Origin of the sequence: Arthrobacter sp. SAFR-044 (assembly GCF_051965175.1) — a bacterium.
Taxonomy (GTDB): Bacteria; Actinomycetota; Actinomycetes; order Actinomycetales; family Micrococcaceae; genus Arthrobacter.
Genome location: NZ_JBQCMK010000004.1, coordinates 160372 through 180204 on the forward strand (window position 1 = coordinate 160372; position 19833 = coordinate 180204).

General features: G+C 67.3%; 24 protein-coding genes and 1 riboswitch. Of the genes, 14 read left to right on the top strand and 10 right to left on the bottom strand.

Going from position 1 to position 19833, the window contains the following annotated elements; translation table 11 throughout:
- Nucleotides 1-10: 10 nt before the first annotated feature.
- From ACTHQS_RS08085 to ACTHQS_RS08100, 4 genes are all read right to left on the bottom strand, one after another.
- On the bottom strand, nt 11-478 hold the full coding sequence (locus ACTHQS_RS08085; RefSeq protein ID WP_440167651.1) for a universal stress protein: 468 nt from the start codon (nt 476-478) through the stop codon (nt 11-13).
- 75 nt (nt 479-553) lie between these two features.
- Complete coding sequence (locus tag ACTHQS_RS08090) at nt 554-2179, bottom strand: DUF4389 domain-containing protein (protein ID WP_440167653.1); 1626 nt, start codon at nt 2177-2179, stop codon at nt 554-556.
- Nucleotides 2180-2241: 62 nt separating this feature from the next.
- Complete coding sequence (locus ACTHQS_RS08095) at nt 2242-3108, bottom strand: universal stress protein (protein ID WP_440167654.1); 867 nt, start codon at nt 3106-3108, stop codon at nt 2242-2244.
- A gap of 98 nt (nt 3109-3206) precedes the next feature.
- Nucleotides 3207-4361 (bottom strand): AI-2E family transporter, encoded by a 1155-nt coding sequence (locus tag ACTHQS_RS08100; RefSeq protein WP_440167656.1) that lies wholly within the window; start codon nt 4359-4361, stop codon nt 3207-3209.
- Between the two features lie 239 nt (nt 4362-4600).
- On the opposite strand from ACTHQS_RS08100, the gene ACTHQS_RS08105 reads away from it, so the two are divergent.
- The 4 genes from ACTHQS_RS08105 to ACTHQS_RS08120 are packed head-to-tail and all read left to right on the top strand — an operon-like array spanning nt 4601 to nt 8004.
- Nucleotides 4601-5032: a hypothetical protein gene (locus ACTHQS_RS08105; protein WP_440167657.1), complete on the top strand. Its 432-nt coding sequence runs from the start codon at nt 4601-4603 to the stop codon at nt 5030-5032.
- Nucleotides 5033-5083: 51 nt separating this feature from the next.
- Complete coding sequence (locus tag ACTHQS_RS08110) at nt 5084-5608, top strand: mycothiol transferase (RefSeq protein WP_440167658.1); 525 nt, start codon at nt 5084-5086, stop codon at nt 5606-5608.
- Nucleotides 5601-6548: a ribonuclease Z gene (locus ACTHQS_RS08115; protein WP_440167659.1), complete on the top strand. Its 948-nt coding sequence runs from the start codon at nt 5601-5603 to the stop codon at nt 6546-6548. The genes ACTHQS_RS08110 and ACTHQS_RS08115 overlap by 8 nt, the downstream gene beginning before the upstream one ends.
- Complete coding sequence (locus tag ACTHQS_RS08120) at nt 6532-8004, top strand: protein adenylyltransferase SelO (protein WP_440167661.1); 1473 nt, start codon at nt 6532-6534, stop codon at nt 8002-8004. The genes ACTHQS_RS08115 and ACTHQS_RS08120 overlap by 17 nt, the downstream gene beginning before the upstream one ends.
- Before the next feature lie 110 nt (nt 8005-8114).
- On the opposite strand, the gene ACTHQS_RS08125 is transcribed toward ACTHQS_RS08120, so the two are convergent.
- On the bottom strand, nt 8115-8960 hold the full coding sequence (locus tag ACTHQS_RS08125) for a LysM peptidoglycan-binding domain-containing protein (protein WP_440167663.1): 846 nt from the start codon (nt 8958-8960) through the stop codon (nt 8115-8117).
- Between the two features lie 3 nt (nt 8961-8963).
- Nucleotides 8964-9135, bottom strand: a riboswitch (cyclic di-AMP (ydaO/yuaA leader).
- Between the two features lie 365 nt (nt 9136-9500).
- Here ACTHQS_RS08125 and ACTHQS_RS08130 point away from each other — a divergent pair.
- Genes ACTHQS_RS08130 through ACTHQS_RS08140 form a run of 3 tightly spaced genes read left to right on the top strand, consistent with a single transcriptional unit; the run spans nt 9501 to nt 10854 of the window.
- On the top strand, nt 9501-9860 hold the full coding sequence (locus ACTHQS_RS08130) for a TraR/DksA family transcriptional regulator (protein WP_440167664.1): 360 nt from the start codon (nt 9501-9503) through the stop codon (nt 9858-9860).
- Entirely contained in the window at nt 9857-10411 is a 555-nt protein-coding gene (locus tag ACTHQS_RS08135) for a DNA alkylation repair protein (RefSeq protein ID WP_440168008.1), read from the top strand. The genes ACTHQS_RS08130 and ACTHQS_RS08135 overlap by 4 nt, the downstream gene beginning before the upstream one ends.
- Nucleotides 10408-10854, top strand: a complete 447-nt coding sequence (locus ACTHQS_RS08140) for a DUF1810 domain-containing protein (protein WP_440167665.1) — start codon at nt 10408-10410, stop codon at nt 10852-10854. Before ACTHQS_RS08135 ends, ACTHQS_RS08140 begins: the two co-directional genes overlap by 4 nt.
- A 33-nt stretch (nt 10855-10887) precedes the next feature.
- On the opposite strand, the gene ACTHQS_RS08145 is transcribed toward ACTHQS_RS08140, so the two are convergent.
- Nucleotides 10888-11781 carry a glucose 1-dehydrogenase gene (locus ACTHQS_RS08145; protein WP_440167666.1) on the bottom strand — a complete coding sequence of 298 codons (894 nt, stop codon included), beginning with the start codon at nt 11779-11781 and terminating at the stop codon, nt 10888-10890.
- A gap of 155 nt (nt 11782-11936) precedes the next feature.
- A complete protein-coding gene (locus ACTHQS_RS08150) occupies nt 11937-12443 on the bottom strand; it encodes a metallophosphoesterase family protein (protein ID WP_440167668.1) in 507 nt (168 codons plus the stop codon).
- 73 nt (nt 12444-12516) lie between these two features.
- Here ACTHQS_RS08150 and ACTHQS_RS08155 point away from each other — a divergent pair, with 73 nt between their 5' ends.
- Both ACTHQS_RS08155 and ACTHQS_RS08160 read left to right on the top strand, forming a co-directional pair.
- Nucleotides 12517-12708 (top strand): DUF1918 domain-containing protein, encoded by a 192-nt coding sequence (locus ACTHQS_RS08155; RefSeq protein WP_440167669.1) that lies wholly within the window; start codon nt 12517-12519, stop codon nt 12706-12708.
- 40 nt (nt 12709-12748) lie between these two features.
- The gene (locus ACTHQS_RS08160; RefSeq protein ID WP_440167670.1) at nt 12749-13264 is read left to right on the top strand and encodes an NUDIX domain-containing protein; all 516 of its coding nucleotides are present in this window, start codon (nt 12749-12751) and stop codon (nt 13262-13264) included.
- Between the two features lie 31 nt (nt 13265-13295).
- On the opposite strand, the gene ACTHQS_RS08165 is transcribed toward ACTHQS_RS08160, so the two are convergent.
- On the bottom strand, nt 13296-13973 hold the full coding sequence (locus ACTHQS_RS08165; protein WP_440167672.1) for an endonuclease/exonuclease/phosphatase family protein: 678 nt from the start codon (nt 13971-13973) through the stop codon (nt 13296-13298).
- Between the two features lie 161 nt (nt 13974-14134).
- Between ACTHQS_RS08165 and ACTHQS_RS08170 the strand changes: the two genes are divergently transcribed.
- From ACTHQS_RS08170 to ACTHQS_RS08185, 4 genes are all read left to right on the top strand, one after another.
- Nucleotides 14135-14938, top strand: coding sequence for a thioesterase family protein (locus ACTHQS_RS08170; protein ID WP_440167673.1), 804 nt, complete (start codon nt 14135-14137; stop codon nt 14936-14938).
- Between the two features lie 128 nt (nt 14939-15066).
- Nucleotides 15067-15606: a PadR family transcriptional regulator gene (locus tag ACTHQS_RS08175; protein WP_440167675.1), complete on the top strand. Its 540-nt coding sequence runs from the start codon at nt 15067-15069 to the stop codon at nt 15604-15606.
- Nucleotides 15607-15611: 5 nt separating this feature from the next.
- On the top strand, nt 15612-17324 hold the full coding sequence (locus tag ACTHQS_RS08180; protein WP_440167677.1) for an ABC1 kinase family protein: 1713 nt from the start codon (nt 15612-15614) through the stop codon (nt 17322-17324).
- A gap of 123 nt (nt 17325-17447) precedes the next feature.
- A complete protein-coding gene (locus ACTHQS_RS08185) occupies nt 17448-18197 on the top strand; it encodes a lipoate--protein ligase family protein (protein WP_440167679.1) in 750 nt (249 codons plus the stop codon).
- A gap of 27 nt (nt 18198-18224) precedes the next feature.
- On the opposite strand, the gene ACTHQS_RS08190 is transcribed toward ACTHQS_RS08185, so the two are convergent.
- Nucleotides 18225-18482 carry a mycoredoxin gene (locus ACTHQS_RS08190; protein WP_141941622.1) on the bottom strand — a complete coding sequence of 86 codons (258 nt, stop codon included), beginning with the start codon at nt 18480-18482 and terminating at the stop codon, nt 18225-18227.
- A gap of 133 nt (nt 18483-18615) precedes the next feature.
- Here ACTHQS_RS08190 and ACTHQS_RS08195 point away from each other — a divergent pair, with 133 nt between their 5' ends.
- Nucleotides 18616-19377, top strand: coding sequence for an SOS response-associated peptidase (locus ACTHQS_RS08195; RefSeq protein ID WP_440167680.1), 762 nt, complete (start codon nt 18616-18618; stop codon nt 19375-19377).
- Between the two features lie 25 nt (nt 19378-19402).
- Here ACTHQS_RS08195 and ACTHQS_RS08200 read toward each other — a convergent pair whose 3' ends face one another.
- Complete coding sequence (locus tag ACTHQS_RS08200; RefSeq protein ID WP_440167682.1) at nt 19403-19825, bottom strand: VOC family protein; 423 nt, start codon at nt 19823-19825, stop codon at nt 19403-19405.
- Nucleotides 19826-19833: the final 8 nt, after the last annotated feature.

Below are 19833 nucleotides of genomic sequence, written 5' to 3' on the forward strand. Positions count from 1 at the left end.
GGTGTTCCGTTCAGGAACCCTGGGAACCGCCGGCTTCGGTCACCGGCGAGTGGACCACCAGGACGGGGCAATGGGCGTGCGCCACGATGGCGGAGCTGACCGACCCCAGCAGCAGGCCGCCGAACCCGCCGTGCCCCCGGCGCCCCACCACGATCATGTCGGCGTCGCGGCTGGCATCGATCAGCGCCTCCCGGGGATGGCTGCGGACAAGGGTTGAGGTGACGTTGGCCGGCGTTTCGGTTCCGAAGGCCTGCACCATTGCATCGTCCAGCACTTTCCTGGCGCCTTCCTCGAAGCCCTCGACGCCCATCATCACGTAGCCGCTGTACATCTGCGGGTACTCCCAGCAGGCGATGGCCTGGACCTTGGCGCCCAACGGAGTAGCCATGCGCTGGGCCTGCCGGAGTGCCTGCACGGACGCCTCCGACCCGTCGACGCCGACCACGATCCTGGTTATTGGTGCCCCGGCAATGCTCATGTCTGCTCCCTCGTCGGACCCGCGTTGTCACCGCCCATCCTGCCTGCCGGCGTGCGGCGGGGCTAGGGCCGAAGGTCATGGCGCGCCGGCGGGTGGAACGCCTGCCGCCGGGACGGGCTCTCCTGGCCACCCCGGCTCCATGGCGCCCTGGTCCAGCCGGAACGGCGGATATTCGTCCCGCATCAGGGCGGTGTACACCAGGACGCGGTAGATCCAGCGGTTGATGCCCAGGATGAAATCGAACAGCGGGCGCTGGTAGCGGCCGGTGAACAGCAGGATCACGGCCGCGATCAGGACCAGCAGGCCCAGCAGGGACGGTCCGGATGCCCGTTCGTAAGTGGCGCCGATGACGTTGTCGTCTCCCTGCCACCGCCACACGGTTCCCGTGCTTCCTGCGAAGGCAGCAACCAGGAGCAGGTGCGGGATGGACAGGAGCCACCATTTCACCAGGACCAGCCCGCGTGAGAGCCGCTGCGGGTAGTCCACGTCAAAATCGGCCGGGTAATTGGCGCGCTTGAGCGTAAATGGCGGGTAGAGGTCAGTGCCTACGGCGGCGTAGGCGTAGAACGCGACACGCCAGTTCCACCGCAGGACGCCCACGTTGAAGTCGAAGAGTGCCCGCGGGTACCGGCCGGTGAAGAGGATGGCGAATCCCGCCACGATGGTGGTGATGGCGAACGCGAACCAGAGGAAGAAGAGCAGGATGAAATGCGGGATGGCCAGGAACCACTTGACCAGCCACATCCAGCGTGACAGGCCGGGATCGAGGTCGCCAAGGAGCCGTGAGGGGTAGCCGGGGCGCCCTCCAGCCACCATGGCGGTTGGCTGCGGCGGCGAAACAGCTTCTGGGACGGCCCCGGCCCCCGGATAGCCGGCTCCTGGATAGGCGGTTCCCGGGTACGCCGCTCCCGGGTACGCCGCTCCCGGGTACGCCGCTCCCGAAGAGGGCGGCGCGCCCGTCCCCGGTCCGCCCACCGGGGGACCGCCCGTCCCCGTACTGCCGCCCGCAGGGCCGCCCGCCGGGGACGCGGCGTGCCGGCCCAGGCCCGCAGCCCCAAAAATAATGAGGGGAATGCCGATCAGCAGGGCAATGATCCCTCCCACCAACAGGCCCGTGGCTGCCGGCTGGATCAGGTCCGAACGGAAGCCGGCCTGCGCCTGGACATCAACTCCGGAGGAGGCATCGGCGTTCATGACCACCACTTCCCAGGTACCCGGCGTGATGTTCCAGGTGAGCTCCTGCTGTCCCGCGCCTGACACTGAAGCGGTCCAGAAGCGCTGGTCCGCCGGTGGCGATGCCGGATTGCCGCCCGGTACGTCCCGGTATTCGGCACGGAACGGCCGCTGGCGGATGTTGAGCAGCTCGGAGTGGTGCACACCTGACAGGTACTGTTCGACGTCGGCCTGCGGGCCGATGCCGATGAACACCGGTTTGTCCGGGGTCACTGATTCAACGCGCAGCCGCAGGGTGCCGACGTCGAAGGGCAGCCTGCCGGGAACATCCTCGCCAATGGCGTCCGCCCGTGGCGAGGTCAGGGCGAAGGAACTGACGGAGAAGCGCGATGTGCCCGACGTCAGGTACCCGTCCCCTTGGACTGTTCCGACTGCTGACGCCACGGCTCCGCCCGCCAACGCGGCCAGGCCAGGGAGCGTTATCAGGATCCCGAGGATCAGCAGGATGATGGCTGCGGGCTTCTTCATGGCTTTGAACCTTCCGCGGGGAGGCGGGGCGGGGCGGTGGGAGGGGCGGCAGGTGCGGCTGCCTAGATGGCGTTCGTGGCGGCCTGGGTCCGGGTGATGATGGTGGGGCAGGGCAGGTGCTTCAGGACGCCGTGGGCGGTGGAACCGAGCAGGAGGCGTTTGAAGGCGCCCCGGCCCCGGCTGCCAACCACCAGGAGCCGGGCGCCTGCGGCGGCGTCGACGAGGGCGTCCACGGGGCCTTTGTCAGTTTCCAGCCGCTGGTGCACGGTGAGGTCTGGATAGTCTTCCTTCAGCCCTGCCACGGTTTCGGAGAGGACAACCCGGTCCTCATCCACGATGAGGTCCGCGAGCGCGCCCGGCGTCAATCCGGCGTCGATGATGGGGTCCGGCACGCTGACGGCGTACACCACCGTGAGTTCATCTCCTTCACGGTCAGCTTCGGCGGCTGCGAAGGCAACGGCCTGGGTGGCCTCGGGTGACCCGTCGACGCCCACCACCACTCCTGACCGGCCCTCGAGGTCCTGGGTTCCAACGACGGCGACAGGTACTTTGGCGGCGGTGGCCACCTGCAGTGCGCGGTCGGCAAGGGCGCCGCCGAGATGGCCGCTTCCGGAACCAATGACCATCATCGAGGTCTTCTTGGAGTACTTGGCCAGGGAACCGCCGACACTTCCGGTGAGCAGTTCCGTGGCGGGGGTGACTGGAACGGACCCCTCCAGGCGGCCGGCCGCGGTTTTGAGGAGTTCCTCGCCCGCCTGCTGGAGTGTTCCGAACCACGGATAGGGCTCGGCAACCCAGCGGTCGTCCACCACATGGAGGACCACGAGAGGCAGGCCGGCCCGGTGGGCGCGGCGGGCTGCCCACAGGACCGCGGCCTGGCTTTGGGCGGAGTCGTTGGTGCCCACACCTATGGGTTTCTGGGATGTCATGGCCGCACTTCCTGCTCGTCGTGAACTGGTTTTCCTGCCTTTCAAGACTGGCCCGGGTTCCGGCGGCCCTGTAGGGCCAAAAGTCACGGAAGCGCTGTTCAGGCGCTTTTACGCCCCCGGTTCGGCCGGAGCAAGGGGCCTGGTCCAGGGGTGTCCCTTCCCGCGAGGGTCTTGTAGATGGTCCAGCCGACGGCGGTGAGCGGCACCGCCAGCAGCGCACCGATGACGCCCGCCAGGGTGGCCCCCGCGGCCAGGGCGAGGATGATGACCAGTCCGTGGATCCGAAGGACCCGGCCCATGAACAGGGGCTGGAGGATGTGGTGCTCAAACTGGTTTGCGGCCACCAGGATCACCAGGACAATGAGCGCGGTAACCGGACCGTTTTCCACCAGGGCCACCAGCACGGCGAGGCTGCCGGCGGTGGTTGCACCGATGATGGGAATGAAGCCGCCCAGGAAGACCACCGCGGCCAGCGGAACTGCCAGGGGGACCCGCAGGACCAGGAGCCCGATCAGGACAAGCACGGCATCAATGGCGGCGATGATGAGCGTCCCGCGGACGTAACCGCCCAGCACCACTATGCTGCGTTCAGCCGCGAGCCGCGCCTTGCCCTGGCGGGTTGCGGGGAGGAATCCGATCAGGAAGGACCGGATCTTCTCGCCGTCTTTGAGGAAGAAGAACAGGATGACGGCCGTCAGGACTGAACCGGCCGCAATCTCTCCGGCAGTCCTCAGCCCTGTCAGCGCGTCCGCACCCAGGCTGCCGCCTGCAAGGAATTTCTGGAACTCGCTGCGGGCGGCATTGATCTGGTCGTTTGTCAGCGCCACGGGACCGGTGGTGATGAATTGCTGCAGTTGGCCGACTCCTGCTTCAGCCCGCGCTGCCAGGACGGAGGCCTGCTGCCTGACCAGTGCGATGATGCCTCCCACGACGCCGGCCGCTACTGCCAGGATCAGCAGGAAAGACGACAGGACGGCCAGCGCGCGGGGCCACCCCCGGGCCGCCAGCCAGCGGACCGCGGGAGCCATCGCCGAGGCCAGGATCATCGCCACTAGAACCGGGATGGTGACCAGCGGAACCCGGGTGGCCGCCGTCACCACTGCCCAGGCGAGCGCCAGCAGGGAGAGCGTCTGGACCGCCCGTATGCTTGCCCGGCCCAGGCCGTCGGTCAAAAGGAGGGACATTCTTCCCGCCAGGGACCGGGGACCGGACGGTTCTGCCGCCCCGCCGTTCGCGGGGACATTGCGTTCCATGGATTTTCTCCTTGCCTGCCGCTCGAAGCCGGCTCGAACAGCACGTCTTTGCGGTCTCTGTTACCCCTTATAGTGCGCGCTGGTTATGGTGCGCACTGGACTTCTGATTTTCCGCGATGAATAACGTCAGCGGTGGTCAGCCGGGAAATCGCAGAATGCTTGGTCAAGGTTCACATTCACCGCGCTTCGTCAGTATGCTTACTAATATCTGTCCAACGGCCAACGAGAAAGGCACCATCATGACTGAACAGAACGTCCCCGACGATGAGCTGGAAGTTGTGGAGCAGGAAGACGTGCTTCTCGACGAGACTCCCGGCGCAGCATCGTCCCTGGAACTGGACCCCGTATCGGGGGAGCCGGACAGCTACCCTGGCGCCGCCGAAAACAACCCCGACCGCTGGCAGGAGGACCCGTTGCTGCAGGATGAAGCCCTCTCCGGTGAAGAGGAAGACTTCCTGAGCGACCAGACCTTGCGGGACGAAACCGCCGAGGCGCGGTACCGCTCCGGTGATGAGCAGGTGCCTCCGGACGCCCCTACTCTGGGCGAAGCCGCAGCGGATGTCGATTTTGGCGAAGCCCCCACCGGCCTCGAGGCGGACGCCAGCGACGACGAGGAAAACTTTGGCGGCTCGCCGCTCAGTGAGTTCGAGCCTGACGACCTGGAACGCTAGCAACCCTGCCGGCCGGGCCGGACTGGCCCGGCCGGCAGGGGAGGGAGACCCATGCAATCCAAAGAACTGCTGCTGGAGGCCTTTGACCGGATCCCGGGCCTGGTACGGCAGGTGCTCGACGGGCTCGACCCCGCGCGGCTGCAGCACCGTCCGGCCGGCAACGGCAACTCCATCGCGTGGTTGATCTGGCACACCGGGCGGGTGGAGGATGCGCAGGTTGCGTCCGCTGCGGGCCTCGAACAGGTCTGGACGGCGGAAGGGTTCGTTAATAGGTTCGGCCTTCAGCTGGGGGAGCGTGACACGGGCTACGGGCACTCCAGTGAGCAGGTGGACGCCGTCAGGGCGCCCCGCGAACTCCTGCAGGAGTACTACGAGGCCGTGCACCGGCAGACCGTGAAGGTCCTGGACGACGTCGACGATCCGGGCCTGGACCGCGTGGTGGACAGGCACTGGAATCCGCCGGTCACACTTGGTGTACGGCTGGTCAGTATCCTGGGGGACTGCCTTCAGCACGTCGGCCAGGCCGCATACGCCAAGGGGCTGCATTCCGGGACGGCAGATACCAGCGGTGCGTGAACTGGTGGTGCTGGGCACCGCCTCCCAGGTACCCACCCGGACCCGGAACCACAACGGGTACTTCCTGCGCTGGGACGGCGAGGGCCTGCTTTTCGATCCCGGCGAGGGCACCCAGCGCCAGATGATCCACGCCGGGGTGGCGGCCAGCCACATCACCAGGATCTGCCTCACCCACGTGCACGGAGACCATTGCTACGGCCTGCCCGGGGTCTTGTCCAGGATGGCCCTTGACGGTGTGGCCCACCCTGTCCATTTGCACTATCCGGCGTCCGGTGACCCGGTGGTCCGCGCCCTTGTGGCGGTCAGCTCACCCGGCATCGACCTGCGGCTCCACCCGCATTCCGGCACCGGTCCCGTGGCGGAGGGCCTGGAGGTCCGGCCCTTGAAACACCGCATCGAGACGCACGGCTACCTGCTTACAGAGCCTGACGGACGCACCTTCCTGCCGGAGCGGCTCCGGGCGGCAGGAATCGGAGGCCCGGACGTGGGAAGGCTGCAGCGCGATGGCGTCCTCGGGGCAGTCAGGCTGGAAGACGTGAGCATTCCCAGGCCGGGCCAGCGCTTCGCCTTCATCATGGACACCGCGCCGTGCCCGGGCGCCGAGGAATTGGCAGACGGGGCAGACCTGCTGGTTGCCGAGTCAACGTTCAGTGACGACGACGGCGGTTTGGCGCATCAATACCTGCACCTTACCGCCGGGCAGGCCGGAGAGTTGGCCGCGTCCGGCAGGGCACGCACCTTGGTGCTTACCCACTTCTCGTCACGGTACGGGGACGACGTCCTGCTGCTGGCGGAGCAGGCGCGGGCCCGGGCTCCAGGGGTTACCGTTATCACTGCCCGCGACCTGCAGCGGATCCCGGTTCCGCGGCGCCGGCAACCGGCACGGGAGGCATCAGTCCGCACTACGGCGATAGGGTTAAACCATGACGGCAGCAGCTGAATCCACGGTCACGTTCGGTGGCCTTTTTGCCCGGGAACTGGCCGAACTTGCCGTCCCGTGGCAGGCCGAGGAAGCACCCAGCCCCGCGCTCCTCGTCCTGAATGACAAGCTGGCCATGGACCTGGGCCTTGACCCGCAATACCTGCGCAGCCCTGAGGGGGTGCGGCTCCTGGTGGGAAACCACGTTCCCGCCGGGGCCACCCCCGTGGCGCAGGCGTACGCCGGACACCAGTTCGGCGGCTACTCACCCCTGCTCGGTGACGGACGTGCCCTGCTGTTGGGGGAGGTTACGGACCATAACGGCCGCCTCCTGGACGTCCACCTCAAAGGCTCGGGGCGCACGCCTTTCGCCCGTGCCGGGGACGGCCGTGCCGTCGTCGGGCCCATGCTGCGTGAATACATCGTCAGTGAGGCCATGCACTCACTGCACATTCCCACCACCCGTTCGCTCGCCGTCGTGGCCACCGGGCGGCAGGTCCGGCGCGATGACATGCTGCCCGGCGCTGTCCTGGCGCGGGTGGCAAGCAGCCACCTTCGCGTAGGCAGCTTCCAGTACGCGCGGGCAACCGAAAATGCGGACCTTCTGAAACGGCTGGCGGACCACGCCATCAGCAGGCACTACCCGCGCGCCGCTGACGCCGCCAACCCCTACCTGGCACTGTTTGGTTCTGTCGTCTCCGCCCAGGCGGAGCTGGTGGCCCGGTGGATGCTGGTGGGATTCGTGCACGGGGTCATGAACACGGACAACATGACCATCTCCGGGGAAACCATCGATTATGGTCCGTGCGCGTTCATGGACGCCTTTAATCCGGAGGCCGTCTACAGCTCCATCGACGTCGGCGGGCGCTATGCCTACGCCAACCAACCAGTCCTGGCCGAATGGAACCTGGCCCGGCTCGCCGAGGCCATGCTGCCGCTCATCGATGAGGACCAGGAGAAGGCGGTTGCCCCGGCGGTGGAGGTGCTGCGTGGTTTCCGCGGTCAATACAGCCGGGCATGGACCAGCGGAATGACAGCCAAGCTGGGCCTGAAGAGCGGCGGGGGAACCGGCGATGAAGCCGCTGCTTCCTCTCTGGTGGACGATGCCATCGGCATCCTGAAAGACGGTCCCGTGGACTACACCCTGTTCTTCCGAAACCTGGGGAAGGCAGCCCGTGGGGAACTGCGCCCCGTGCGCGCCATGGTCCTTGACCTGGCCGCGTTCGATGCGTGGCTGGAACGGTGGCAGGCGCTCCAGCCTGACCCGGAGCTGATGGACAGCGTAAACCCCGCGTACATTCCCCGGAACAACCTTGTGGAGGAGGCGCTGTCCGCTGCCACTGGCGGAGACATGGGTCCGCTGCAGCAGCTGCTGGAGGCGGTCACTGATCCTTTCAGCGAACGGCCCGGGCTGGAACGCTACATGCAGGGCCCGCCCGAGGACTTCGGCAGCTACATGACCTTCTGCGGGACCTGACCGCGGCGGGACGCCGCTCAGCAAAACGGCAGGAGGGTGGCAGCCGGGTTTCCCGGCTGCCACCCTCCTGCTTCAGTCGGCGCCGCTAAGCGCGCCGGACAATGCGACGACTAGGCGACGCGTACTGCGGAGTAGCCGCCGAGCCAGCTGATGGAGTGCACTTGCGTATCGAAGCCGTTGACGCCGCCGCTAACAACCTGGCCGTTGCCCGCGTAAACGCCCACGTGGCCGGAGGTGATGATCAGGTCGCCGGGAGCGGGAGAGCCTACAACGGTGCCGTACTGGAAGAACTGGGTGGGGGCAAGGTCGCCCACGGACTTGCCGACGGAACGCAGCGCCTTTTCAACCATGGCAGTGCAGTCCTGCTTGACGCCCACCTGGCCGTAGGCCGAGGCGAGGATCGCTGCGCCGGTGCCCGTACCGGTGGTTGATGCCACGGGGGTAGCGGAAGCGTAGGACATGTTCATGCCGGTGTTCGCCGGTGCGGTGGCGGCTGCGGCCTGCACGGGGGCCGCTGCGGGTGCGGGTGCCGGAGCTGCGGTGTAGCCTGCACCGGGGATCTGGATCTGGTCGCCCGGGTAGATGACCGAGGACAGTCCCAGGCCGTTGGCCGACAGGACGTCGTTCAGGCCTGCGCCGTAGGCCGCAGCGATAGCGCCAAGGGTGTCGCCCGAAACCACGGTGTGGACAGTCGCGGCCGCTGCGGCGGGGGCTGCAGCAGGGGCAACGGGTGCGGAGGCGGCCTGGACGGTGGTCTGCTCAGTGGTGTCCGGGGCGGTTACACCTGCGTGGGCCGGGGCGCCGACTCCGAAGGCAATGCCGGACGCTGCAGCAACGGCGAGCGCCGGGCGGCCCAGCGAGCGGGCCTGGGACTTGGCTGTGACGGCGAGGCCCTCGAGCACAATGGAGCGGGCCGGAGTCGCGCGGTGACGGGCTGAAATGGAATTTTTTGACACGGTTGATCGCCTCTCCCATGCCTGCGGGGTGAGCTGTCGGGTTCGGGCTGGAGATACCCGGCCGGAAGCAGCTCCGCGATGAGCGGAGGGACTTTCGACTTAACCCCTAGGCCAACATGTGGCCGTGGAAACTTGGTTCCCCCGTCCCTGCCAACTGGAGCGGTTGGATCCCATGATCAGCGGCAGGGCTCGGCATGCTGACGGGAATGTCCCGTCTGAGAGGGACACCAGACGACCATAACCCACCCTCAACGCCATTGTCACATTTAGATAACATACGAGGTCCTTCTCTCGAATTGCGCAAACGTCTGGACGTTACCCCGGTTCCCGGGCCGACCTCGGCTGATACTTCACCTTCCTGCCTGGTAACAAAGCGGACACGAAATTCTGTTTCATCCTGAGCGCGTGGCGGTCGGCTTCGGGACTGGGCCCCTGTTTGTGACCATCGCAACCCGTTGCCGCTACGCTCCCACGTGCCCGCCTGGAACCACCCGGTATCCCTGAACCGGCACCGGCTGACTCACGCGTTAGGCTGTCTCCATGCAGGATTTCGAACGGTTCCGTGCGCTGCTCGAAGAGGAGCGGGCGCGGCGCCTGGCACTGTTGCCGGCACTGCGGGCGGACATCGAGGCTGCGAACTCGGCGCGCCAGGATTCCAATGTCGACGACGAGCACGATCCCGAGGGCGCCACCATCGCCTTCGAACTCTCGCAGGCCTCCGCGCTCCTGAAACAAAGTTCGGCGGGCCTGGACCAGATTGAAGCGGCCCTTGCCCGGCTGGCGGCGGGATCCTATGGAACCTGTGCCGTGTGCGGGGAGCCTATCGCCGAGGGAAGGCTGGAAGCCCGGCCGTGGACCCCGTTCTGCATCCTGCACGCGGCGTCCGGGCGCGGGCGATGACGGGTGCGGCGGACGTGGTGTCCGCGGCGGCGGATTTCGTGGACCGTACGCTGCAGAACGAGGGCACCTGGTACCATGCGGACGACGTCGGGGCACGGCTGGAAGGGATGCTGGCCTCTTATGGTTCGTCTGTGGGGGCCGTCCGCGGGACTGTCCGTGATGCGCTGCGGAAATTCAAGGACCTGGACCATGACGGCACGGTCATGCTGGCCTCCGCTTTATGGGGTCAGCCGAGGCCCGGTTCCCGGCCGGTGTTCGAGCGCCGCCTGGCAGCGGTGGTGCTCCTGCAGACAAGGGTGCAGTTGCTCCGGCATTCTGACTTGACCCGCCTGGAGGGCTTCCTTCGCTCCGCACAGGCAGTGGAGCTGGCCGAGCCCCTTCTCGCCGACGTCCTGGTCCCATTGCTGGCGGGGCTGGGGGAGCGTGAACGGCAACGGGCGGGCGTTGTCCTGGCACGGTGGCAGGAAGACCCGGATCCCCGGCTGCGGGCGGCGGCCCTTGCCCTTGAAAAGGACTTGCCCATTGGAAACGTACCGAGGAGATCTCCATGAATGAGCCGTTTGACCTTGAGCGTTTTGTTGCTGCCCAAAACACCGGTGGAACGTATGAGCAGGCGCTGGGTGAGCTGCAGGTCGGCAGGAAGTCCGGACACTGGATGTGGTTCGTCTTCCCGCAGATCGCCGGGCTGGGGCAGAGTGCCACGTCCAGAAAGTACGCCATTTCCTCCCTGGCGGAGGCCCGCGCCTATCTGGACCATGAAGTGCTGGGCCCGCGGCTCCTGGAGTGCGCGCTGGTCCTGGCAAACCACGCCGACCAGTCCGCCGAAGAGATCTTCGGCGGCATCGACGCCAAGAAGCTCCGCTCCTCAATGACACTGTTTCTCCGGGCGGCGCCCGGAGAAACAGTGTTCAAGACCGTCCTGGCCCAGTTCTTCAATGGAGAGCCGGACCCGGCCACTGACGAGCTCCTGGCCGGCCAGGACGCGGCCGGCTGACCGCCGGCTGTTGTCCGGGGAGCCCGGGGCGCGCTACGGCGTGGGGCTGCCGCCATTGACGTTCAGCGTCTCACCCACCACGTAGCTGGACTCTGGCGAGGCCAGGAAGACGTAGGCAGGGGCGAGCTCGGCAGGCTGGCCCGCCCGGCCCAGGGGAGTGGACTGGCCGAACTCCGGCAGCTCCTCCTTGGGCTGGCCGCTGCTGACCTGCAGGGGCGTCCAGATGGGGCCCGGCGCCACGGCGTTCACCCGGATTCCCTTGGGCGCCAGCTGCTGGGCCAATCCCTTGGTGAAGTTGTTGATGCTGGCCTTGGTGGTGGCGTAGTCCACCAGGGTGGGGGACGGGTTGTAGGCCTGGATGGACGTGGTGTTGATGATGGTCGAGCCGGCCGGCATATGCGGCACCGCGGCCTTGGTCACCCAGAACATGGCGTAGACGTTGGTCTTCAGGGTGTGGTCGAACTGCTCGTCACTGATGTCCTGCAGGTCCTCCTGAGCAACCTGTTTCCCTGCGTTGTTGACCAGGATGTCAACCCCGCCCAGGACCGCCACTGCCGTGTCCACCAGGTCCCGGCATGCCGCGGAGTCCTTGAGGTCGCCCGGTACCTTGACGGCCTTGCGGCCGGCCGCCTCAATGATTCCGGCAATGCGGGAGGCATCCTCCTCTTCCTGCGGCAGGTAGGAAAGCACGACGTCGGCGCCCTCCCTGGCGAAGGCGATCGCCGTTGCCGCCCCGATGCCTGAGTCCGCGCCGGTCACGATGGCCCGGCGGCCTTCCAGCCGCCCGGTGCCCCGGTAGGTCTCTTCGCCCAGGTCCGCCTTGGGCGAAAGCTCCGCATCGAGGCCCGGCTCCGGCTGGTGCTGCTTGGGCGGGGAGATCTTTTCGTAGGCCGTCACGGCATTACGGAAGGTGTACTGGTCAGTCATGGTGGTACTCCTGTTCGTGCGGGACAGGGGCGGGTGCATCGCCCGTATTTTGAAGCAGCCCGCGGTCGACGAAAGGCAACCGCCAAAAAACTAAGCATGCTTACGGTTCCTAGCCTAGGCAAAAGCTCCCCGCCCTGCCAAGCCGTTCCGTGCTGTCAGTCGCGGTGGACCTCCACCAGCCGCACGTCCGCCAGGTGGCCGCCGTCGACAACGGCCTCCATGTAGGTGCAGGCCGGCTGGCGGCGGCGGTCGGTGGGCGACCCCGGATTCAGCAGCCGCAGCCCGCTGGGTGACACCGTGTCCCAGGGGATGTGGCTGTGGCCGAACACCAGGACGTCAGCGTCGGAGTACAGCGCCTCGCACCGCAGTTCACGGCCCTTCGCCTGGCCGGTCTCGTGGACCATGGCAAAGCGGACACCATCCAGGACTGCGGTGGCAGTCGCGGGCAGCCGCCGGCGCAGTTCGGGGCCGTCATTGTTGCCAAAGACGGCCACCAGGCGCCTGCTCCGGTGTTCGAACTCGTCCAGCAGTGCCGGCTCCACCCAGTCACCCGCGTGGAACACCACGTCCGCGTGTTCGACGGCGTCCCACACCTGCGCGGGCAAGCTCCTGGCCCGTTTCGGGACGTGGGTATCGGCGATCAGGACCAGATTCATTGGCATACCCGAATCCTGCCACGGAGCCCTGTTCCTGTGCGGCGGGGAGTCGTACTCTGGGGGCTGGGAGGTGATTGCCATGGAGGCAGCCCAAGGCGACCGCATCGTGGTGCACGGGAGGACGGTAGGTTCCTCCGACCGGCACGGGGTGATCCTGGAGGTCCGTGGCGAGGGCGGAAGCCCGCCCTACGTTGTCCGCTTTGACGACGGGCACGAAACCGTCATGTATCCCGGCGGCGATTTCGCCGTCGACCACGCACACAACACCTGACAGGCCTGCAACTGGCCGCGTCACCTGTCAGACTGGAGCAATGGATCAATTTCCGGCCGCCGGCATGTCCTCCACTCCACCGCAGCGCACAGGTCCCCGCGACCCGGGCGACGCGTGGGTGGAGGGGGACCGCGGCCGGTACTGGGGCCGGTTCGGCGCGGCCGGCGTCCTTGCCTGGGACCCCGCCAAAGGCGTGCTCCTGCAGCACCGTGCGGTCTGGAGCCACAACGGCGGAACCTGGGGCCTGCCCGGCGGCGCCCTGCACCAGGGCGAGGAAGCAGTTGACGGCGCCCTCCGCGAAGCCTACGAGGAGGCAGCCGTCCCGTCGGAGAGCGTGGAAGTGCTGTTCACCTCCGTCCTGGACCACGGCTACTGGTCCTACACCACCGTGGTGGTGCGGGTACGGAACTCCTTCGAGCCGGTGATCAGCGACCCCGAAAGCATTGCCCTGCTCTGGATCCCGGTGGCAGAGGTGGAAGCCCTGGACCTGCACCCCGGTTTCGCGGCGGCCTGGCCGGACCTGCTGGCACAGCTGGACACCGACGAACCCTGGTAGGCCGGCGCCGGCCTCCTCGGGGAGCCTCCAGCTAGTAGCCCTCGCCGTATTCGGCGGTCACCAGGATGGGCAGGTGGTCCGAATTCCCGCGCGGCAGCGTTTCCACGCTGGCGATGTCCAGGCCCAGTGACGTGGCGAAGTCAAAGTGGCCCTTGAACACCTTGTACCTGGTGTAGGTCCGCCGGTTGCTCAGGGAGAGGGCGTACCCGGAGTTCTTCATGTGCATGTCCAGGTTCTTGGTGAAGAACGGGTAATTGAAGTCGCCCACCATCAGGGTCATCAGGCCCTTGCCCATGCTCAGCAGTTCCGCGTGGGCTGCATGGATCTGCTTCCGCCGCAGCGAGTTCGACGCCGTCAGCGGGGCCGCATGGAACGAACCGATCACCAGCTCGTGCTGCGTTTCGGTGTCCATCACCCTGGTGCCGATAAGCCGCTCATGGGCCGGGGCCAGGACCCGGTCGTGCATGGATTTCTTCAGCGCGAAGGACTGCGTGTCCAGTGCGGTGAAACGGCTGGTGCGGTAGTAGATGGCCAGGCCCAGCCGGTTGCCCTTGGTGGCATCCGCCAGGTGCAGCGGACCCAGCGTTTCCGGGAGGTCGCTGGCGTCCACTTCCTGGAGGCACAGCGCATCGATGTCATGGTTCCGGGCCAGGGCGAGGAGCTCGCCACTGGCGTTGTGCTTGCGGAGGTTGTAGCTGATGACGCGCATGAAACACCTCTTTTGAGGGTTGCTGACAGGACCAGTTCCTTACTCTAGTCCGGTTGGCGCCTGCACCCTCCTACATTTCGTTGCCCGCGCCGCCGCGCCGTGCCGTGTGGGCGGGGGATAGAGTTAGTGGCAATTCACTGAATTTCCGTAAGGGGCCAGCCTTGACTGCAGACATGCCTGAACTCGCCGAAGGCAATTTCTACTACCAGGACCTGGGCGGCGGACGGTTCCGCTCCACCATCCACGCGCAGGGCGCCTGGAACGTCCACGAACAGCACATGGCCCCGGCGTCGGGCCTCATGGCAGATGTCCTTGAACGGCACCAGCCGCGGGAAGACATGCGGATGGCCCGCATCAGCTACGAGATCCTTGGACTGATTCCGGGCGGGGAGTTCCGGATCGAGACCACCACGCTGCGGCCCGGCAGGACCATCGAACTGGTGCAGGCGGAACTGGTGGCCGGCGGCCGCACCGCCATCCGCGCGGCCGGGTGGCGCATGCTGACCAGTGACACCGCTGAAGTTGCCGCCGTCGAGGATGCAGCGATTCCGGGGCCGGATGAGTGCAAGCCGTACGACGGCGCCGCCGTCTGGCCCGGTGGCTACATCCGCTCCCTTGAGATGAGGGTGGCCGAGGGGCACCGCCCCGGGGCCGGCAAAGTGTGGCTGCGCACGGAGCACCCACTGACCGACCGCGCCGACAGCGGCGACCTGGCGCGGCTCATGGGCCTGGTGGACACGGCCAACGGCATCGCCGCCCGGGTTCCGCCGGGGAAGGGCAGCTACGCGTTTCCCAACCTGGACCTGCAGATCCACATGTACCGCAGGCCCCGGGGGGAATGGCTGGGGCTGGACAACGCGGTGTCGTTCGGCAGCGACGGCATCGGGCTGACCTCCACCGTGCTGCACGACTGGCAGGGACCGTTCGGCCGGGCTGAACAGATCCTGACCCTCCGAAAGTCCTGACCCTGCGCAAGTCCTGACGCTGCAACCAGTCCCGACCCTGCGCGAATCCTCACCCCATGCGACTCTGGTGCGGGCATGTATCGCTGAGTATCGTTGTATATCGTTCGCGATTGACGAAGGAGTTCATCATGCGTGCTTCATACCCTGCTGGCGGCTTCGGCGGGAACAACCTGGACGGCATGTGGCAAGCCGTCGAGGAGCTGCGTTCCCGGTTTGAAAAGCGGGCGGGAACCCGCGCCGGGAAAGGTGAGGTGCGGACGGCGGTACTGGCCTTGCTGGCTGAGCGGCCCATGCACGGCTACCAGATCATCCGTGAGATCGAGGAGCGCAGCGGCGGCAGCTGGAAGCCGAGCGCAGGTTCGGTCTACCCCACACTGCAGCTGCTGGCGGACGAAGGATCGATCACCGCCGAGGAATCGAACGGCCGCAAAATCTACTCGCTGACCGAGGCCGGCCGGGAGGAAGTGGCGGCGCACCATGGCGCTGCGCCATGGGATCCGGCGGCCACGGCGGCCGGTGGCTTTGCGTCCCTCCCCAAGGCCGGGATCGAGCTGGCCCAGGCCGCCGCGATGGTGGGCCGTACGGGGTCCCAGGAGCAGGTGCACCAGGCAGCAGCGGTGCTGGACGAGGCCCGCCGCCGCCTGTACGCCATCCTCGCCCAGGACTGAACCGGGTGGCGTCCACGGTCCAGGACAGGGCCGATGCCCCGCTGCCCCTGCGGGAGCACCGCGGGCGCTACCGGCGGATCCTGCGCTTCGCCGCATGGAACCTGGCCGCCACGTGGTGGTTCGAACTGTTCCTGCCGCGCATAGGACTTGCCCGGGTGGCCGCCCGGACGCGTTCACGGCGGATGCAGCGCTTTGCCCAGCGGTTCCATGACCTGGCCGTGGAGCTCGGCGGCCTCATGATCAAGGTGGGCCAGTTCCTGTCCTCCCGGCTCGATGTCCTTCCGCCGGAGATCACCAAAGAGCTGGAGGGGCTGCAGGATGAGGTGCCGCCCGTCGACTTCCCGGCCATCTCCGCCCTGGCCGCCCGGGAGCTGGGAACGCCCCTGGAGCGCGTCTTCGCCGCCCTGGACCCCACGCCCATAGCCGCCGCTTCCCTGGGCCAGGCCCACCGGGGACGCCTGAATGCCTTTGACGCCGGGGACACCGGACTGGACGCCGTGGTCCTGAAAGTCCAGCGTCCGGGCATCGGCGGGATTGTCGACGTCGACCTTGCCGCCCTGCGCAGGGTTGCCGGCTGGCTCAGCCACATCCGGCTCGTTTCCCGCCGCGCCGACATGCCGGCGCTGGTTGAGGAATTCGCGCAAATCAGCCTGCTGGAAATCGACTACCTGCACGAGGCACTCAATGCCGAGCGCTTCGCTGCGGATTTCGCCGGCGACGGCCGCGTGGAAGTCCCGGGCGTGGTGTGGGAACGGACCACCCGCCGTGTTCTCACCCTGGAGGATGTCACGGCCATCAAGATCACTGACGTCCGGGCGCTCCGTGCCGCCGGCATTGATCCCGCCGCGGTTGCACCGGTGTTCGCGGCCATCATGTTCGACCAGCTCTTTACCAACGGCTTCTTCCATGCCGACCCCCATCCGGGGAACATCTTCGTCACTCCGGCCGCCCCAGGCAGCGGGGGACTGCCCTGGAAGCTGACGTTCATCGACTTCGGCATGATGGGCGAGGTAACAGCCTCCACGCGCAGCGGCCTGCGGAAACTGCTGATTGCGGCCGCCGCCCGGGACGGGAAGGGCCTGGTGGCCGCCATCAACGATGTGGGCGTCCTGATGCCATCGGCCGACAGCGCGGGCCTGGAGCGTGCCATGACGCAGCTCTTTGCCCGGTTCGGCGGCATGGGCTTTGCCGAGCTGCGCGAGGTGGACCCGCGCGAGTTCCGTGATTTTGCAGTGGAGTTCGGTGACGTGGTCCGGTCGCTGCCGTTCCAGCTGCCGGAGAACTTCCTCCTGATCATCCGTGCCATGTCCCTGACATCCGGGGTTTGCAGCGCCCTGGACGAGCGTTTCAACCTTTGGGATTCGGTGGAGCCCTACGCCGCGCAGCTGCTGCGGAACGAGCGGGGCAACGTGGTGCAGGACGTAGCCCGGCAGGCCATCGACGCCGCCGGTGTTGCCTTCCGCCTTCCCGGCCGGCTGGATGCCCTGGCCGGCAGGCTGGAGGAAGGGTCGCTGCAGGTTGCGGTCCCGCGGCTGGAGCGCCAGGCTGCACGGCTGGACCGGGCCGTCCGCCGCTCAGCGTCCGCCCTGGTCTTTGGTGCCGTGCTGCTCGCAGGGGCTGTTGTCCGCCCTGACGACCTCGTGCTGGGCAATGTGCTGATGACCGCATCGGCCGTGCCGCTGCTGCACGCCCTGTGGGTGGGGCGCCGGGGGCGTTAAGGCGGCTGCCGCCGTCGGGCGTACCCTAAGGGTGGCCTGCCCGTCCGCGGGCTGTGAACCCGCCGCCACGTAAGCCTGCCGGCGCTGAAACCTGCCGTCACTGAAAACAGGGAGCTTTGCAACATGCACCACACCGGTACCGGATCCAGCACGCTCACCGTGGTGCGGCAGGACGTGTCGCTGGGCGCGGGCCGCGACCTCGAGTTCGGCCTGGAGCTGCTGGCAAGGGCAAGGAACGGCGCCATCGGTCCCACCCTGCGGCTCTACCGGCCCGCACCCACCGTGGCGTTCGGGCAGCGGGACACCCGGCTGCCCGGCTTCGAGGCCGCAGCCCAGGCCTGCCGGGAGAACGGCTTCGAACCCTTGGTCCGGAGGGCGGGCGGACGCGCTGCCGCCTACCACCGGGGCACGCTGGTGGTGGACCACATCGAACCGGACACGGATGCCGTGGCCGGGTCCAAGGCCCGGTTCGGCTACTTTGGCGAGCTGTTTGCGCAGGCACTGCGGAGCGTCGGGGTGCAGGCGGCCGTGGGCGAAATCCCCGGTGAATACTGTCCCGGCGAATTCAGCGTCCATGGAACAGATCCGGCGGACAGCTCCCGGAAGGTGAAACTGGTGGGCACTGCCCAGAGGGTGGTCTCCGGCGGCTGGCTCTTCAGCTCGGTGATCGTGGTGGAGGACTCCGCCCCGATCCGCAAGGTTCTCACCGACAGCTACGCGGCGCTGGGCCTGGACTGGGATCCTGCCACCGCCGGCGCCGCCAACGACCTGGTGCCCGGCCTGGACGTCGCCGCCGTCGAGCAGGCCCTCCTTAAAACGTATGCGGGCCATGCCACCCTGGAAACTGCTTCCTTCAGCAGCCTGGGGGCATGACCCGCATCAGTTGCGCGGTGCGGCCGGTCAGGCAGCCAGGCGGCTCTTGACCTCGGCGGCGGACGGGTTGGTGGCGGCGGTGCCGTCGGGGAAGAGGACGGTGGGGACTGTGCGGTTGCCCCCATTGAGCTGCTCCACGAGTTCGGCCGTGCCGTCCACCTCTTCGATGTTGATTTCGGTGTAGCCGATGCCCTGTGCGTCCAGCTGCTTCTTCAGCCGGTTGCAGTAGCCGCACCAGGTGGTGGAAAACATGGTGATGGTGCCGGATTCGGGAGTGAAGTCCACAGGGATCTCCTAAACGTCGCTTGAAAGGTTTCCTTACTGTCAACCGTAGCGTGGCCGCCGGTATTCCCCGGTGCCGGGTGGCTGTTGAGGCGCCTGGATGACAGTTTGTGGCGCGCGGTGGCAAGCTGGTGCCATGTGTGGACGCTACGTAATGGCACGTGCCGTGGGGGACCTCCTGGCTGAGTTCGACGCCGAACTGGAAGAAGAGGTGAGCATCCCGCCGTCGTGGAACGTGGCACCCACTGACGCCGTCCCCATCGTGCTGGAGCGGCTGGTGGAGGACGTTGCCGCGCCACGGCAGGTGCGCCAGCTGCACGTGGCGCGCTGGGGCCTGGTCCCGTCCTGGGCAAAGGATCCCGGGATCGGTTCACGGATGATCAATGCCCGGAGCGAATCGGTGCTGGAAAAGCCGGCCTTCCGGAAGGCTGTGCAGTCCCGCCGCTGTGCCGTCCCGGCCGACGGCTACTACGAATGGAAGCAAGGTCCCGGGAAGTCGAAGCAGCCCTACTACGTGCACCCGAGTGCGGACCGGGGGCTGGTCTTCGCCGGCCTCTATGAGTGGTGGAAGGACCCGTCCGTGCCGGAGGGGGAGCCGGGACGCTGGCTGCTGTCCACCTCGATCCTCACGGCCGACACGCCTCCGCCCGGGACTGAATCCACGATCTTCGGGAAACTGACCGAGCTGCATGACAGGGTGCCGCTGCCCATGGACAAGGCCACGACGGAGGCCTGGCTGGACCCCCGGGCGGATGATGCCGCCGGACTCGTGGACCTGGTGAGGTCGGGGGTCAAGGACGCCGCCGCCGACTGGCAGGTCGAATCCGTGGGCAAGGAAGTAGGCAATGTCCGCAACAACGGCCCTGAACTGATCCGCCCGGTGGAAGCCCTGTTCTAGCAGCTGCCGCCAAGGCTGCTGCACGTCAGACGGTGACCCTGCCGGCGTCGTCCACTGCCCAGGTGGGGTTGTACGCCACTTCCCAGCGGAACCCGTCAGGGTCGGCAAAATACCCTGTATAGCCGCCCCACGCCTTGGTGACGGGCTCGGCAACGATGGCAGCACCCGCCGCAGCTGCCTGCTCCATGACGCTGTCCACTTCCTGCGGGCTTCCGAGGTTGTGGCTGAGCGTGATGCCGGGGACGCCGGCGGGAGGGCTGGTACCGGCTTCGGCCTGCATCTGGTGGATGTCCCAGAGGGAGAGCACAAGCCCGTGGTTCACCTGGATGAACAGGACTTCCCCGGCAACCTCGCGGTGGACGGGCCAGCCAAGGCCGTCAACGTAGAAGGCTCGCGAGGCCTCAACACTGCGGACACCGAGGGAGATAAAGTCGACTCTGGGCTCCATGCTTCGAT